The sequence below is a fragment of the Gordonia jinghuaiqii genome (assembly GCF_014041935.1).
Taxonomy (GTDB): domain Bacteria; phylum Actinomycetota; class Actinomycetes; order Mycobacteriales; family Mycobacteriaceae; genus Gordonia; species Gordonia jinghuaiqii.
In genome coordinates this window covers 4,348,046-4,362,643 of sequence record NZ_CP059491.1, presented here as the reverse complement: position 1 = coordinate 4,362,643, position 14,598 = coordinate 4,348,046, and the positions used below count along the sequence as shown (strand labels likewise).

Below are 14,598 nucleotides of genomic sequence, written 5' to 3'. Positions count from 1 at the left end.
GTCCGGCGGTCAGGTCCGGCGGTCAGCGTCGGATCGGGCTGGCGGTGTACTTCATGTCGAGGAACTCCTCGATACCCACGCGGCCACCCTCGCGGCCGAGTCCCGACTCCTTGACCCCGCCGAACGGGGCGGCCGGATTGGACACGGCGCCGGTGTTGACGCCGACCATACCGGCTTCCAGCGCTGCCGACAGTCGAGCGCAACGGTCGACGTCCTGACTGAACAGGTAGGCCACCAGGCCCCACGGGGTGTCGTTGGCCAGCGCGACGACCTCGTCGTCGGCGGCGGGGTCGTCGGGCTTGCCCGCGTCGCCGAACGGGATGAGTGCGGCGACGGGGCCGAAGATCTCGTTGCGCACCAGGTCGGCGTCGAGGCCGACGCCGGTCAGCACGGTCGGCGGGTAGAAGCTGCCCGGGCCGTCGGGGGCTTGTCCGCCGAGTCGTACGGTGGCGCCCTTGGCCACCGCGTCGTCGACGAGCGCCGAGACCTTCGCCACGGCCTTGGGCTCGACGAGCGGACCGACCTGGACACCCTCGGCAGCGCCGTCGCCGACCCGGAGCGCGGCCATCTTGGCGGTGAAGGCCTCGGTGAACTCGTCGATCACGCTGCGGTGCACGAAGATCCGGTTGGCAGCGGTGCAGGCCTGGCCGATGTTGCGCATCTTGGCGAGCATCAGACCGTCGACGGCGCGCGGGATGTCGGCGTCGGCGCACACGATGAACGGTGCATTGCCGCCGAGCTCCATCGACGTGCGCATGACGGTGCCTGCCGCCTGGCGCAAGAGGGTCTTGCCGACCGCGGTGGACCCGGTGAAGCTGACCTTGCGGGCGAGTCCGCTCTCCATCCACTCGGTGACGACGGTCGACGGATTGCTGGTGGTCACGACGTTGAGGACACCGGCGGGCAGACCGGCCTCGACGAGGATGTCCGTGAGCAGCAGGGTGGTGAGCGGGGTGAGCTCGGCGGGCTTGAGCACCATGGTGCAACCGGCGGCCACGGCGGGACCGATCTTGCGGGTGCCCATGGCCAGCGGGAAGTTCCACGGCGTGATCAGGATGCACGGACCGACGGGCTGCTTGCTCACCACGACGCGATGCGCACCGTCGCCGGTGGTGGTGTGATCGCCGCCGATGCGCACGGCCTCCTCGGCGAACCAGCGGAAGAACTCCGCGCCGTAGGCGACCTCGCCCTTGGCCTCGGCGAGCGGCTTGCCCATCTCGGCGGTCATCACCGACGCGATCTCGTCGACGCGATCCATGATGAGTTGGTATGCGCGGTAGAGGATCTCGCTACGGCTGCGTGGAGACGTCGCGGCCCACCCCGACTGGTGCGCGGCGGCGGTCTCGAGGGCGCGGCGGGCATCGGTGGCGTCGGCGTCGGCGACCTGCGCGAGTAGTTCCCCGGTGGCCGGGTTGAGTACGTCGAACCGGTCACCGGCGGCAGCGGGCGACCACCGGCCGTCGATGAACAGATCGGTGTGGATCCGCGAGATGGCCTCGGCGGTTGCGCTGTGCGGGGCGATGGCCGTCATGATCGGGCTCCTCCGTGGTCGTGGGTGGTGGTGGTCGGTCGGTCTGTTGTGCCGGTCAGCAATTCGGCCAGGTGGAGGCCGCGGATCTCCGGCGCTGCCCTGAGCTCACCGTCGACGGTTGTGAGATGTTCGACGGCCATCGCGCAACTGAAGCCGTCGGTGATGACCGGCCGGTACGGGTCGTCGCGCAGTGCGGGAGCCAGCCCGTTCTCGGCGACGGCCATGCTCACCTCGTAGTGGCCCTTCTCGAAGCCGAAATTGCCGGCGACGCCGCAACACCCGTCGGCGACCGTGACGCGCACGCCGAGGGCCTCCAGCGCGGCGGCGCCGACGCGTGCGCCGAAGACCGCGTACTCGTGGCAGTGGGTCTGCAGGGTGACCTCGTCGGGCAGTGCGGGTGGTTGCCATCCCGCGTCGAGCAGTGTCGGTAGGTGGGTGGCGAAACTGCGGACGCGTGCGGCGACGCGGCGCGCGGCGTCGGTTCCCACGAGTTCGGGCAGATCCTTGGCGAGCGCGGCGGCGCAGCTGGGTTCGGCGACGACGATGGGACGGTCGGTGCCGTCGTCGAGGTTCTCCGCGGTGCGGCGGAGTACCTTGCGTGCCTTGCCGAGCTGGCCCGTCGAGATCCAGGTGAGGCCGCAGCAGTTGTCGGCGGTGCAACCCACTTCCTCACCGGTGGCGCCGAGGACCCCGGCGGCCGCGGTGGCCACCTGCGGCCGGAACGCGCGGGTGAATGAGTCGACGAACAGGATGACCGACGAGGCCGGGCTGACCGGGTCGAGCGGGTCGAGGTGTGTCCGACGTGCGCGCCGGGTCGCGAAGGAGGGCATCGTGCGTCGGGGATCGATACCACCCGCGTGTGCGGCCAGGCCGCCGAGCCGCGACGTCAGTGCGCGGTTGATCAGTGGGGCCGCCACGCCCGCCGCGGAGAGCCACGCCGGCATCCAGCCGAGCGAGTAGTGCGACAGCGGACGGAGCCGACGCCGATAGTGGTGGTCGAGGAACTCCGCTTTGTAGGTCGCCATGTCGACGCCGGTCGGGCAGTCGGTGGAACAGGCCTTGCAGGACAGGCAGAGATCGAGCGCCTCGGCGACATCGGTTGAGCGCCAGCCCTCCTCGACGGTCGGAGCGGTGCGGACCATGTCCTGCAGGACGCGTGCGCGGCCGCGAGTAGAGTCCTTCTCGTCGCGGGTCGCCCGGTAACTCGGACACATCACGCCGCCGGTGTCCGCGCGGCAGCGCCCCACGCCGATGCACCCCTGGACCGCGTGCACGAACGGATCGAGCAGGGGCAGCTCAGGTGTGGCGGCCGGCCCCGATGCCCGGCGCGGTTCGCCGGGGGATGAGGAGCCGTGGCCGAGATCGAAGCTGGTCGGCCACGACCGCCGCGGGACGTCGGCGAGGGCGAGGTCGGCGGTGATCGGCGGCGGGTCGATGATGCTGCCCGGGTTGAGGATGCCTGCCGGATCCCAGATGGATTTGAACCGTGCGAAGGCCGCCATCATCGCCGGGGAGTACATGATCGGCAGCAGTGCCGAACGTGCGCGGCCGTCACCGTGTTCACCGGACAACGAACCACCATGTCGGACAACAAGTTCTGCGGCGTCGTTGCAGAATCGGTCCATGACCGCGCGGCCCTGCGCGGTGCGCAGATCGAAGGTGATGCGGACGTGCATGCAACCGGCGCCGAAGTGGCCGTACATCACACCGGTGAGACCATGACGGTCGAGGAGTTCGGTGAAGTCGTCGAGGTAGTCGGCGAGACGCTCGGGGGCGACGGCCGCATCCTCCCAGCCCGGCCAGGATTCGTAGTCGTTGCCGATGCTCTCGTCGTCGGGGTCGGCCAGCCGCGACGACAGCCCTGCTCCGTCCTCGCGGATGCGCCAGAGCGCCTTGCGGCGTGCCGGGTCCTCGACGACGGTGGCGTCGATCATCCGCCCCTGCGCGCGGAGATGGTCGAGCAGGCGCTTGGCGGTGGCCGGAACGTCGGATTCCGCCTGTGCTGCGGCGCTTTCCGAATCGACGTCGATGAACAGCCACGCCGAGCCGTCGGGGAGTCCGGCGACGGTGTCGCGGCCGCGCCGGGCGGCCATGGTGGCGACGATCTTGCGGTCGATGCCCTCGATCGCCGACGGGGCGAACGGCAGGATCGCCGGTACGTCGCGGGCGGCGTCGGCCGGGGAGTGGTACCCCACGCAGAGGAGCAGCTGCGACGTGGCGACCGGCACCAGACGGACTTTCGCGGAGACGACGATCGCGCACGTCCCCTCGCTGCCGACGAGTGCACGGGCCACGTCGAAGCCGTTCTCCGGCAGCAGTTTCGCCAGGTGGTAGCCGGAGACCTGACGTGGAATGGTCTCGAGCTGGGTGCGCAGGATCGACAGGTTGGCCGCGGCCAGTTCCCGCAGCGCGCCGGAGATCTCCGCGGCGCGGGCGGCCGCTGCGGTGTCTTCCGGATCGGTGGCCCGCAGTCCGTCGCGCGTGGCGGTGAGCAGCAGGCCCTCGGCGGTGACGAGATGGAGCTCGACCACATGATCACTGGTACGTCCGTACCGCACCGAGTGATTTCCGCAGGCGTCGTTGCCGATCGCGCCGCCGATCGTCGCACGCGATGCCGACGACGGGTCGGGTGCGAAGGTGAGCCTGCCGCCGGTCGCCTCGCGGGCGTGGGCGGCGAGCGTGGTCAGCACGATGCCTGATCCGGCCACGGCCGTCGACGATTCGGCGTCGATCGAGATCACGCGGTCGAGATGACGGGAGAGGTCGAGAACGACACCCGGGCCGATCGCGTTGCCGCCCATGGATGTTCCGCCACCGCGTGCGATCACCGGTATGCCCGCGTCGTGACACCAGGTCACGATTGTCGCCACGTCCCGATCCGTGCGCGGAAACGTCACCGCCAGTGGTGCGATGCGGTAGTTCGATGCGTCGTAGGAGTACTCGGCGAGGCGCCGGGGTGAGGCGTCGGCCTCGATACCGAGGCCGGTGAGTTCGGTTGCGATGTCCACCGTGAGCAAATCTAGCGGAGTACCGCGGCGAGGGCCGCACCGAACCGGCTGAGGCCGAGATCGATCTCCTCGGCGGTCACGACCAACGCGGGGATCAGCCGGACGACGTTGGCCGCCGGTCCGCAGGTCAGCGTCAGCAGGCCTTGGTCGGTGGTGGCCTGCTGCACCGCGGTGGCCGCCACGGCGTCGGGGGCGGTGTTGCCTGCGGCATCGGTGCTGATGAACTCGATGCCCGCCATCAGTCCGAGGCCGCGGACATCGCCGATGCCGGCGAAGGGGGCACACACCTGGCGGAGGCCGGTGAGCAACTGCTCTCCGCGCACGCGGGCGTTCTCGACGAGCCCCTCGGACTCGATGACGTCGAGGGTGGCCACGGCCGCGGCGGCCGCGACGGCGTTGCCGCCGTAGGTGCCACCCTGCGAGCCCGGCCAGGCCTTGCTCATCAGCTCGGTCGACGCCGCGATCGCCGAGATCGGGAACCCCGACGCGAGGCCTTTTGCGGTGATCAGGATGTCGGGGGTCAGCCCGTCGGCGTGCTGGTGTCCCCAGAACCTGCCGGTGCGGCCGAACCCGGCCTGCACCTCGTCGAGGATGAGGAGGATGCCGTGGCGGTCGGCCCGCTCGCGCAGGCCCTGCAGGAACCGCGGCGGTGTCGGGAGGTAGCCGCCGTCGCCGAGGACGGGCTCGATGAGGAAGGCGGCGGTGTCGTTGGGGGCCACCCGCGACTGCAGGAGGTAGTCGAGTTCGCGCAGCGCGAAGTCGACGGCGGTGTCGGTGTCCCAGCCGTAGCGGTAGGCGTAGGGGAACGGGGCCATGTGGACGCCGCTCATCAACGGTGAGAAGCCCGCCGAGAAGCGGGTTCCCGCGGTGGTCAGGCTCGCCGCGGCGACGGTGCGGCCGTGGAATCCGCCCTGGAAGACGATGATGTTGGGCTTGGCGGTGGCCATCCGGGCGAGGCGGATCGCGGCCTCGACGGCCTCGGAGCCGGAGTTGGCGTAGAACACCGAATCCAGGCCGAGGGGCAGGACGCCGCCGAGACGTTCGGTCAGCTCGAGCAGCGGGGTGTGCAGAACCGTCGTGTACTGCGCGTGGATCACCTTCGCGCATTGGGCCTGTGCGGCCGCGACGACATGCGGGTGGCAGTGCCCGGTGCTGGTGACTCCGATGCCGGTGGTGAAGTCCAGATAATCGCGGCCGTCGGTGCCGTGAATCCACGAACCGAGGGCGTGGTCGACGACGACGGGCGTCGCCTGCTTGAGGACGGGACTGAGCGAGGCGATCTGGCCGGTACGGGCTCGGGTGGCGGCGCTGGCTGTCGTCATTGCTACACCGTGACGTCCGATCGTCGGATTGTCAACAATTCGACATCGGTGCAGGTGGGTGCGTGTCGACGAGGTGTCGGGCGTCGTGTGACGTGCGTCAGGGGTGGAGTTTGTCGAGTGCCGCGCTGAGATCCCGGAGGGCGTCGAGCGCCTGGCGCCAACGGTCGGCGTCGAGGATCTCCGACAGCCGGTCGGCGGCGACGCGGTGTCCCGGATCGATGGCCCGCACGGCGGCGAGACCGGCCGCTGTGGGGGCGAGGAGTCTGGCGCGCCGATGAGCCGGGTTGTCCCGGAACTCGACGAGCCCGTCCGCGGCGAGGAGGTCGGCGGTTCGCTGCACGCTCTGGCGGGTGATGCCCATCGCCCGTGCGATCGCGGCGACCGGCAGCGGTTGTCCGAGTATCGCGCCGAGGACCTGCCATCGGGTGGCGGTGAGGCCCGCGGGCTCGGCAAGGCGTTCGGCGAGTGACAGGAACTGGCCGTTGAGGCGGAAAGCCGTCAGCGCGGAGGCCGACAGCAGGTCCTGGTGTTCGGTCACCGCTCGCCCTGCAAGGCGTAGAACCCGCTGGGGTCCTGGTGGCCGTACAGCCGGTACCACGCGTCGAGGACGGCGGGCTGGTAGACGCCGAGGAGTGCGAAGACCTCGCGGGCGAAGTCGACGGGGGCGACTGCTGCCGCGGTGATGACGCCGCGATCGGTGACGGCCGGCGCGTCGACGTAGTGTGCGGCGCCCGCATATCCGGTCGGCGTGAGCTGTTCTGGTGCGTTGCTGGTGTGGCGTCGGTCATCGAGCAGGCCGCCGCGCGCCAAACCCACTGTTGCCCCGCATATTCCGGCGACCGGGACAGTGGCATCCACCCAGCGTCGGGCCGCGTCGACGAAGGCGTCGTTGGCATCCCAGATCTGTGCGCCGGGCAGGACGAGCATTGCGCTGTCGGTTGGGGAGACCTCGGCGAGGGTGGTGTCGGGCACCATCGTGATCCCGCCGATCGTGCGGACCGGATCGTGGGTGGCGCCGACGGTCACGATCCGGAAGGCCCCGGGTTCCCGCTGGTACTCGGGATTGTTGATCCCGGCTGCCACGTAGCCGAACTCCCAGTCGGCCAGTGTCGGGTAGAGGGCGAGATGGACGGTCTTCATGATGTCTCCTCCGAACAACGGATATGACAGCATCCTGTCAAAAAAGCAGGATGCTGTCAATAGCCGTTCGGGGAGTCCTCAGGCGGACAGGCGTTGCCGGAGTGTGCGCTCGGCGGCGACGGGTGCGGTCTCCCGGATGACCATCAGGCAGCACAGGCTGATCGCCATCAGCACCGCGGCGTAGACGCCGACCGGGATGACGCTCCCGGTCGCGCTGACGATGCGGTTGGCGATCATCGGCGCGAGACCGCCGCCGAGCACCGCGCCGACCTGGAATCCGATCCCGATGCCGCTGTAGCGCTGGGTGATCGGGAAGAGCTCGGCGAAGGTGGTGAGCATCGGTCCGTAGACGAATCCGGTGAGTGCGAAGCCGATGGAGATGACCGTGACGCAGGCGGTCAGGGACCCGTCCGCGGTGACCCAGAACAGGATCGGCGCGAACGCCAGGGAGGTGACCATCCCGAATCCGATCACGGGCTTGCGGCCGAGCCGGTCGGAGAGGTGGCTGCCCAGCACGACGGTGGCGGCATGGCAGGCGAGGGCCAGCGTGCTGCCGAACACGACCGGTGAGCGGTCGAAACCGCGTCCCGGATCGCTCTCGGTCAGGAACGACAGCATGAACGTGAACAGCAGAAAGGCATAACAGTTCTGGCCGACGTTGATACCGGCCGCGAGTGCGACACGGCGCCAGTTCTCGCGGAGAACCGAGAAGGCACGGGGGCTTTCCTTCTCGACCTGCCGGGACTGGACGAAGTCCGGGGTCTCGCTGATCCTGGTGCGGGTCCACACGCCGATCGCCAGCACGATGCCACCGATCAGGAACGGGATGCGCCACCCCCACGCCAGGACCTGCTCCATCGGCATCAGCAGGACGAGCGCGAACGACAGGTTGGCGAGGATGCCGCCGACCGGCGAGCCGAGGGTGACGAACGAGCCGTACAGGCCACGACGATGCGTCGGGGCGTGTTCGGCGGCAAGCAGTGCGGCCCCGCCGATCTCACCGCCCCGGGATATCCCGTGCACCATCCGGAGGAAGATCAGGATGATCGGCGCGACGATCCCGATGGCCGTGTAGTCCGGCAGGACGCCCATGGCCAGCGTCGACCCGCCCATCAACAGGAAGGCGGCCGTCAGCGCCTTGCGGCGACCGATCTTGTCCCCGAAGTGCCCGAAGATGACCGCGCCGATGGGCGCCATCACGAATCCCACTGCGAAGGTGGCGAATCCGAGGAAGGTGCCGAACCAGGGATCGTCGACGTTGAAGTAGACCTTGTTGAACACCAGCGCGGTTGCGGTGCCGTAGATCGCGAAGTCGTAGAACTCCATGATCGTGCCGGCGCCGGACGCCACGGCGACGCGGCTGGTGCGCTCTCTACGGGGCTGTTGGGCGCGTGGAACGGAAGGTTCTAGGGTTACCACGGATCACTCCTCATCGGATGGGCGAACGCCGATCGGCTTTTCGACGTTCGTGGCTGTACTCGTGGATGACTCGATTGTGTCGGACACGCCGTGAGTTGAAATAGGGAAAAGCTTTACGGCGCCACATCATTGGCAGCGTCCATTGCGCGGCCGGTCAGGGGCTGCGGTCGCTGGGTTCCTCGTGGGGTCAGATCGCCGGCGGGCGACGCTCTCTCAGTCGGTGGTGGCGAACTCCTCATGACGGGGCAGGCGTCCCAGGGCGTCGAGGACGCGGGCGAAGTCGGCGATCCGTTGCGCGCGATAGTCGTCGACGGTGTCGGCGCCGAACGTGTAAAAGCCTGCACCGTCGGCTATTCCGCGTCGTCCCGAGTTCATGTTCGACTCGACGAGCGGCGCGGGCGCGAAGCGCTCGCCGAGTTCACCACGCAGATACTGCGAGGCGTGGAACAGGGTGTCGCAGCCGCCCCAGTCGATGAACTCGAGCAGCCCCAGTACCGCGAAGCGGGAACCGAAGCCGATCCGTACGGCGGTGTCGATGTCGGCCGCGGTCGCCACCCCCTCCTCCACCATCCGGGCCGCCTCGTTCATCACCAGGGCCTGGAGGCGGGGCACGATGTACCCGGGGGAGGCTGCGCAGCGCACCGGTGTCTTGCCGACGGAGATCAGCAGGTCGCAGGTGGTGTCCACGGTTGCCGCAGTGGTTTTCGCCCCCGGGCTCACCTCCACCAGGGGCATGAGATCGGCGGGGTTGAGCCAGTGCGCGTTGAGAAATCGTTCCGGGCCCGACAGATACCCGGCGAGGTCGTCGACCAGGAAACTCGACGTCGTCGAGGCGATGGGGACCGATCCGGCGACCATGGTCTCTATCCATGCGAACGCTTCGCGCTTGACCTCGGCCACTTCGGGGACGGCCTCGAACACGAGATCCGCGGACGCCATCGGGCTCCCGGCGTCGATCCCGCCGACGACCGTGACCCGTGCGGCGACGTCGTCGAGGAGCCGGCGCGGCAGCAGGCCGAGTGTGACCTTGTGCTCGAGGGCTGCGCGGATCGCCGAACTCACCCTCCGCAGGTAAGAATCGCCGGCGTCGCCGCGGTCACGGAGGTCGACAACCGTCACCGACACGTTCCCGAAGGCCAGCGCGGCGGCGATGCCCTGACCCATGCGGCCGGCGCCGACGACGGCGACGCGGGTCGGTGTCACCGCGAGAACCCGCCGTTGAGGAAGCTCCGCATCGCCGGTCGGTCGAGCTCGGCGAGACCCAGACTCTCCATTGTCCGGCCGCCGGCCGACGCGGGACGTCCGGTCACCGCACCGGCGACGGCGAGCAGACCGTCGATGACGGGTGCGGGCACCGATGCCCACCGCGCCACCGAGCTCAGCAACGCCAGCCCGATCTCGACGTCCTCGGTCATGTACCGATGGGTCCGCAGGTCGATGTGTTCGCGCCAGTCGCCGCTGTCCGTGAGCTTCTCGTGGGCGGCGTTGCCGTACATCCATTCGTCGCCGTCGGCGGTGTAGTGATCGGCGAGCGGGAAGTGCGGGGCGGAGTAGCCCAGTGCCTCCCGGATCGCGATCCGCTCGGCGTCGAGGGCGGAGGTGACCCGTCGGATCGAGTCCTGGGTGCCCTCGTTGTGGATATCCCACGATGGGAAGTGTTCCAGCGGACCGGCATTCATCAGGATCAGCGGCGGATGGATGATCGGCCCGGCATTCATCAGGGCGCCGCTGAGCGCATCCTCGATCCGCTCCACGGCAGGGTAGACCTCGCTCAGGGCGGCGAGCGCGCGGTCGGTGTGCCGGGCCGGGAAGACGCCGGTCGGCAGGCGCGTGGCGTAGCCGCTCACCACGACGCGGGTGTCGCCGTGCTTACGGGCGAGGTAGGGGAGGGTGCCGGTCTCGGCGAACGCCACATCCGCGGAACTGCCCGCGTCGCGAACCGCCCGGGCGAACACGACCGAGCCGAAGCTGCCCGGTGGAAGGTAGACGACCTGACCGTCGCGCAGATGGGGCGCGAGCTGCCGGGCAAGCGACTCATGAGCGAAGGCGGGCACCGGTGCGACGATCACGTCGGCGTTGGACACCGCCTCGCCGATGTCGGCGAAGACCGCGATGCCCTCGCCGTCGTCGACGCGCACCTGCCGGCGGCCACGATGATCGTCGATCTCGAGGGCCCCGCGCTCGACCAGCGGCGAGAACGCCGCGCCGTCCCGCCGCCACCACGAGACGTGGTGATCGTTCTCGCTCAGTTCCGCCGCCGCGGCATATGAGCCGTGACCTCCGCCGATCACACAGACCTTCACGAACTGTCCTCCTCGATCCACCGGCCGCCACCTGCGGCCGTTAGGTGTTGGGAGGAACGTAGGAGGGCTGTCGCCGGCTGTCCCGGCGTCGGGCGATAGAGAAAAAAGATGCCCGCGTGATGCAGGATTGTTCCGTGCCGGACGCCCTCGATTATCAGATCGTTCACGCGCTGCAGGTGGCTCCACGGGCATCGTGGGGCGTCGTCGGCGACGTCGTCGGGGTCAGTGCGGCCACCGCCGCCCGGCGGTGGGAGAGGCTGGTCGACAACGGGCTGGCCTGGATCGTGACGTATCCGGGCGCCGCGTATCTCAACACGCAATGCAGTGCATTCGTCGAGGTGCAGGTGGCGTCCCGCCGTCACGCCGTCGTCGAGGGTCTCGCACGCGATCGACATGTGGCGACGATCCAGCGCACGGCGGGCGACGGTGACCTGCTGCTGACGGTCATGGTCCCGGATCTGGGCTTTCTCGGCGACTGGGTGCAGCGTCTCGCCGAGACCGACGGTGTGGCGCGTACCAGGACGCGTGTGGTCATGCGGGTCTTCGGCGAGAGCGAACGCTGGCGGGTGCACAAGTTGACCGAAGCCGAGGAATCGGTGCTCGCCGAGCACCGTCCGGTGCATCGGCCGCTCGAACACGAGCCCGACGAGATGGACCTCCGCCTGATCGCGGCGCTGACCGAGGACGGTCGGCGCTCCGCGGTCGACCTGGCCGCGGCCAGCGGCCTGAGCGCGCCGACGGTGCGGCGCAGGCTCGCCGCGCTGGTCGCCGAACGGGTCCTCTCGATCAGATGCGAGGTCGCCCATGTCATCAGCGGGTGGCCGGTCACCGCGAACGTGTGGGCCCGCGCCTCGTCGAGATCGATCTCGGCGCTGGTGGACGCCTTGGACGACCTGCCCCAGGTGCGGGTGTGCTGCGAGGTGACGGGCACGGCGAACATCCTCATGGGGATCTGGCTGCACAACGTCGGCGAACTCTCCGAGTTCGAACAGGAACTCGAGAGCCGGGTTCCCGGACTCGTCGTCGCCGATCGCACGGTGACCCTGGAGACCCCGAAAAGGCTGGGCTCGCTGCTCGACCGATCCGGGTGCCGTACCGGATCGGTGCCGGTCCTCCTGTGACCGTCGCCTGCGGGACCGGTCGCCGGAGTCGCGTGGTGCATGCCCGTTGCCCCTACGGTGGGTGGCATGAGTCCGGAATCGCCAGTGATCGCCCTGCTGAGTGCGCCCGATGTCGCCCCGCCGCCGAACCTGGCCGAGATCGAAGAGCTTGCGACGGTGCGACACTGCACGGCCGACGACCTCGGCGAGGTGCTGCCGGGCGCCGACGTACTGGTGTTGTGGGACTTCTTCTCTCGCGCACTGCGGGACAACTGGGGGCCGGCCACGTCATCCCTGCGGTGGGTGCACGTGTGCGCCGCCGGTGTCGACTCCCTGCTCTTCGACGAACTGACGGCGTCCGACGTGGTGGTCACCAACGCGCACGGTGTCTTCGACCGTCCCATCGCCGAGTTCGTCCTCGCGTCGATCTTCGCGCGGGACAAGCGGTTACACGAATCGATGGCGCTGCAGCGGGACCATGTCTGGAAGCATCGGGAAACGGTTGCGACACATCGCACCTCCGCGCTCGTGATCGGCACCGGCGGTATCGGCCGCGCCTGCGCGAAAATGCTTCGGGCCGTGGGCATCAGCGTGGTCGGCGCGGGACGCACCGCCCGTGAGACCGACCCGGACTTCGGTCACGTCATCGCGACCACCGAACTCACCGGGCACATCGGCGACTTCGACAACGTCGTCACCATCGCCCCGCTGACCGCGCAGACCTCCGGGATGATCGATGCCCGGATGCTGGCCGCGATGAAGCCGGGCGCCCACCTGATCAACGTCGGACGTGGCGAACTGGTCGACGACGCGGCGCTGGCGGACTCGCTGCGATCGGGGCACCTCGGGGCTGCATCGCTGGATGTGTTCGCCACCGAGCCGCTGCCCGCCGAGAGCGAGTTGTGGGATCTGCCCGGCGTCGCGATCTCGGCGCACATGAGTGGAGACGCACACGGCTGGCGTGACGCGCTCGCCGATCAGGCCCTGGAGAACCTGCGACGGTACGTCGCAGCGGGCGCCGAACCGCTCGCCGAGGTGCTGGTCAACGTCGTCGACAAGGAGCGCGGCTACATATCCGGAGGCGGATGACGTCACCGGGGGCCTGCCGATAGTAGGCTGTAGCGCGATGACCACCGTCTATTTCCTGATCGCCGCAGTGGCACTGCTGGGTGCGGGCGTCCTGTTGTGGCTCGACCGGCAGCGGTCGAGCGTCGCGCGGCATCAGCGTGCGGTCTGGGGCGACGAGCACGAGTTCAAGTTCCGCGAGTCGGACACCAAACTGCGCAAGGTGTTTCGCCGCGCCACGATGAACGTCGGCGACCACATCGAGGTTCAAGATGTCGCATACGGACATTACGGCGGTGTCGAAGCAGTCGTCTTCGACCTGGCCGAGACCGCGACCGTGATCGCCGTGCGCCGCTCCTCCCCGTCACCCGTCATCGTCGACCTGCGTCACGAAGACGTGCTCGCACCCGCCGAGGACGACGTGGAACTGCTCGGCGCGATGGGCCCGCGCGTCATGTTCTCCAACAATCTCGACGTCGCGCGCCGGGTCTGTGACCGCCGGATGGTGGCACTGGCCAACAAGGCGCCCGCCTTTGTCGAGGTCCTGTGGAACGAGGGCAACTGGGCGCTGGGGTCGATGCCGGTGACCAACGATCCCGCCATGCTCAACACCGGTCTCGAGGTCGTTCGACGCTTCGCCGACCTGCTCCGCGTACTGCCGCCGGCACGCGAACCCGAGGACTCACCCGACCCCCGCGATCCGCACGGACCCACGCGGGCCGAATTCGCCGACGAGAAGACCGAATCGCTGCGCGACAAGCGCCGTCGCCAGGCCGCCGAGGGCAGCTCCGCGCCTGCCCCCACAGCAGCGGGCCCGAAGACTTCCGGGGTGCCCACCTCGACACGTAAGCCGCCGCCCGCGCCGTCCGCCGGTGGCCGGGGGATGTCCCCGATGCCCGTCCGCGGGTCCGGGACCCGGTCATCGGCAGGTGCGCCCGACGAGGCACCCCGCCGCTCCGCCGACGAGCCGAACCGCCGCTCCGCCGACGAGCCGAACCGCCGCTCCGCCGACGAGGCACCCCGCCGTGATCCCGCCGGACGGCGCGATACCGGCGAACGACCGAACCGTCATCGCAGCTGATCGGCTCGCACCCGCCGGACCGTGTTGACACCGATCGCCCCACCCCGCCAGAACCATCGAGAGTGAGTTGCCGCATGTCCGAGGTCGACCCGGCCGCCCGATCGCGGCTCGCCGAACTTGTCCGAGAACTTGCCGTCGTGCACGGCAAGGTGACCCTGTCATCGGGCAAGGAGGCCGATTACTACGTCGACCTGCGCCGGGCAACACTTCACCACGAGGCCTCCCGCCTCATCGGCAGGCTGATGCGCGAGCTCACCGCGGACTGGGACTATGACGCCGTCGGCGGACTCACCCTGGGCGCCGATCCGGTCGCGACGTCGATCATGCACGCCGACGGACGCGACATCGACTCGTTCGTCGTCCGTAAGGCCGCCAAGACCCACGGGATGCAGCGCCGAATCGAAGGACCCGACATCGTGGGCCGCAACGTGCTCGTCGTCGAGGACACCAGCACCACCGGGGCGTCGCCGTCGACGGCCGTCGAAGCGGTCCGCGAGATCGGCGGCAACGTCATCGGCGTGGCCACCGTCGTCGATCGTGCGACCGGCGCCGACAAGGTCATCACCGACCTCGGCGTGCCCTACCGCTCACTGCTCGGCCTGAGCGACCTCGGGCTCGCCTGAACCCGC

The 14,598-nt window shown here is 69.3% G+C and carries 12 protein-coding genes; 4 read left to right on the top strand and 8 right to left on the bottom strand.

All coding sequences use genetic code 11. From position 1 onward, the window contains the following. Positions 1-22 precede the first annotated feature (22 nt). The 8 genes from H1R19_RS19420 to H1R19_RS19385 all read right to left on the bottom strand — a co-directional run bounded on the left by H1R19_RS19420 (position 23) and on the right by H1R19_RS19385 (position 10,723). On the bottom strand, positions 23-1,531 hold the full coding sequence (locus H1R19_RS19420; RefSeq protein WP_219849856.1) for an NAD-dependent succinate-semialdehyde dehydrogenase: 1,509 nt from the start codon (positions 1,529-1,531) through the stop codon (positions 23-25). After that, positions 1,528-4,539, bottom strand: a complete 3,012-nt coding sequence (locus H1R19_RS19415; protein WP_219849855.1) for an FAD-binding and (Fe-S)-binding domain-containing protein — start codon at positions 4,537-4,539, stop codon at positions 1,528-1,530. The genes H1R19_RS19420 and H1R19_RS19415 overlap by 4 nt, the downstream gene beginning before the upstream one ends. Positions 4,540-4,550: 11 nt before the next feature. Beyond that, positions 4,551-5,861 (bottom strand): aspartate aminotransferase family protein, encoded by a 1,311-nt coding sequence (locus tag H1R19_RS19410; protein WP_188331235.1) that lies wholly within the window; start codon positions 5,859-5,861, stop codon positions 4,551-4,553. Between the two features lie 97 nt (positions 5,862-5,958). Next, positions 5,959-6,399 carry a MarR family winged helix-turn-helix transcriptional regulator gene (locus H1R19_RS19405; protein WP_219849854.1) on the bottom strand — a complete coding sequence of 147 codons (441 nt, stop codon included), beginning with the start codon at positions 6,397-6,399 and terminating at the stop codon, positions 5,959-5,961. Further along, positions 6,396-7,001 (bottom strand): DJ-1/PfpI family protein, encoded by a 606-nt coding sequence (locus tag H1R19_RS19400; RefSeq protein WP_219849853.1) that lies wholly within the window; start codon positions 6,999-7,001, stop codon positions 6,396-6,398. The genes H1R19_RS19405 and H1R19_RS19400 overlap by 4 nt, the downstream gene beginning before the upstream one ends. A 78-nt stretch (positions 7,002-7,079) precedes the next feature. Then, positions 7,080-8,351 carry an MFS transporter gene (locus H1R19_RS19395; RefSeq protein WP_244970767.1) on the bottom strand — a complete coding sequence of 424 codons (1,272 nt, stop codon included), beginning with the start codon at positions 8,349-8,351 and terminating at the stop codon, positions 7,080-7,082. A 282-nt stretch (positions 8,352-8,633) separates the two neighbouring features. Further along, positions 8,634-9,623, bottom strand: coding sequence for a 3-hydroxybutyryl-CoA dehydrogenase (locus tag H1R19_RS19390; RefSeq protein WP_219849851.1), 990 nt, complete (start codon positions 9,621-9,623; stop codon positions 8,634-8,636). Beyond that, positions 9,620-10,723: an NAD/NADP-dependent octopine/nopaline dehydrogenase family protein gene (locus tag H1R19_RS19385; RefSeq protein WP_219849850.1), complete on the bottom strand. Its 1,104-nt coding sequence runs from the start codon at positions 10,721-10,723 to the stop codon at positions 9,620-9,622. The genes H1R19_RS19390 and H1R19_RS19385 overlap by 4 nt, the downstream gene beginning before the upstream one ends. A gap of 134 nt (positions 10,724-10,857) precedes the next feature. Between H1R19_RS19385 and H1R19_RS19380 the strand changes: the two genes are divergently transcribed. The 4 genes from H1R19_RS19380 to pyrE all read left to right on the top strand — a co-directional run bounded on the left by H1R19_RS19380 (position 10,858) and on the right by pyrE (position 14,592). Beyond that, positions 10,858-11,844, top strand: coding sequence for an Lrp/AsnC family transcriptional regulator (locus H1R19_RS19380; protein ID WP_219849849.1), 987 nt, complete (start codon positions 10,858-10,860; stop codon positions 11,842-11,844). Between the two features lie 66 nt (positions 11,845-11,910). Next, positions 11,911-12,912, top strand: coding sequence for a D-2-hydroxyacid dehydrogenase (locus H1R19_RS19375; RefSeq protein ID WP_188331232.1), 1,002 nt, complete (start codon positions 11,911-11,913; stop codon positions 12,910-12,912). Positions 12,913-12,949: 37 nt separating this feature from the next. Further along, on the top strand, positions 12,950-13,969 hold the full coding sequence (locus tag H1R19_RS19370) for a hypothetical protein (protein ID WP_219849848.1): 1,020 nt from the start codon (positions 12,950-12,952) through the stop codon (positions 13,967-13,969). Between the two features lie 74 nt (positions 13,970-14,043). Next, complete coding sequence (gene pyrE, locus H1R19_RS19365; protein ID WP_219849847.1) at positions 14,044-14,592, top strand: orotate phosphoribosyltransferase; 549 nt, start codon at positions 14,044-14,046, stop codon at positions 14,590-14,592. Positions 14,593-14,598 lie beyond the last annotated feature (6 nt).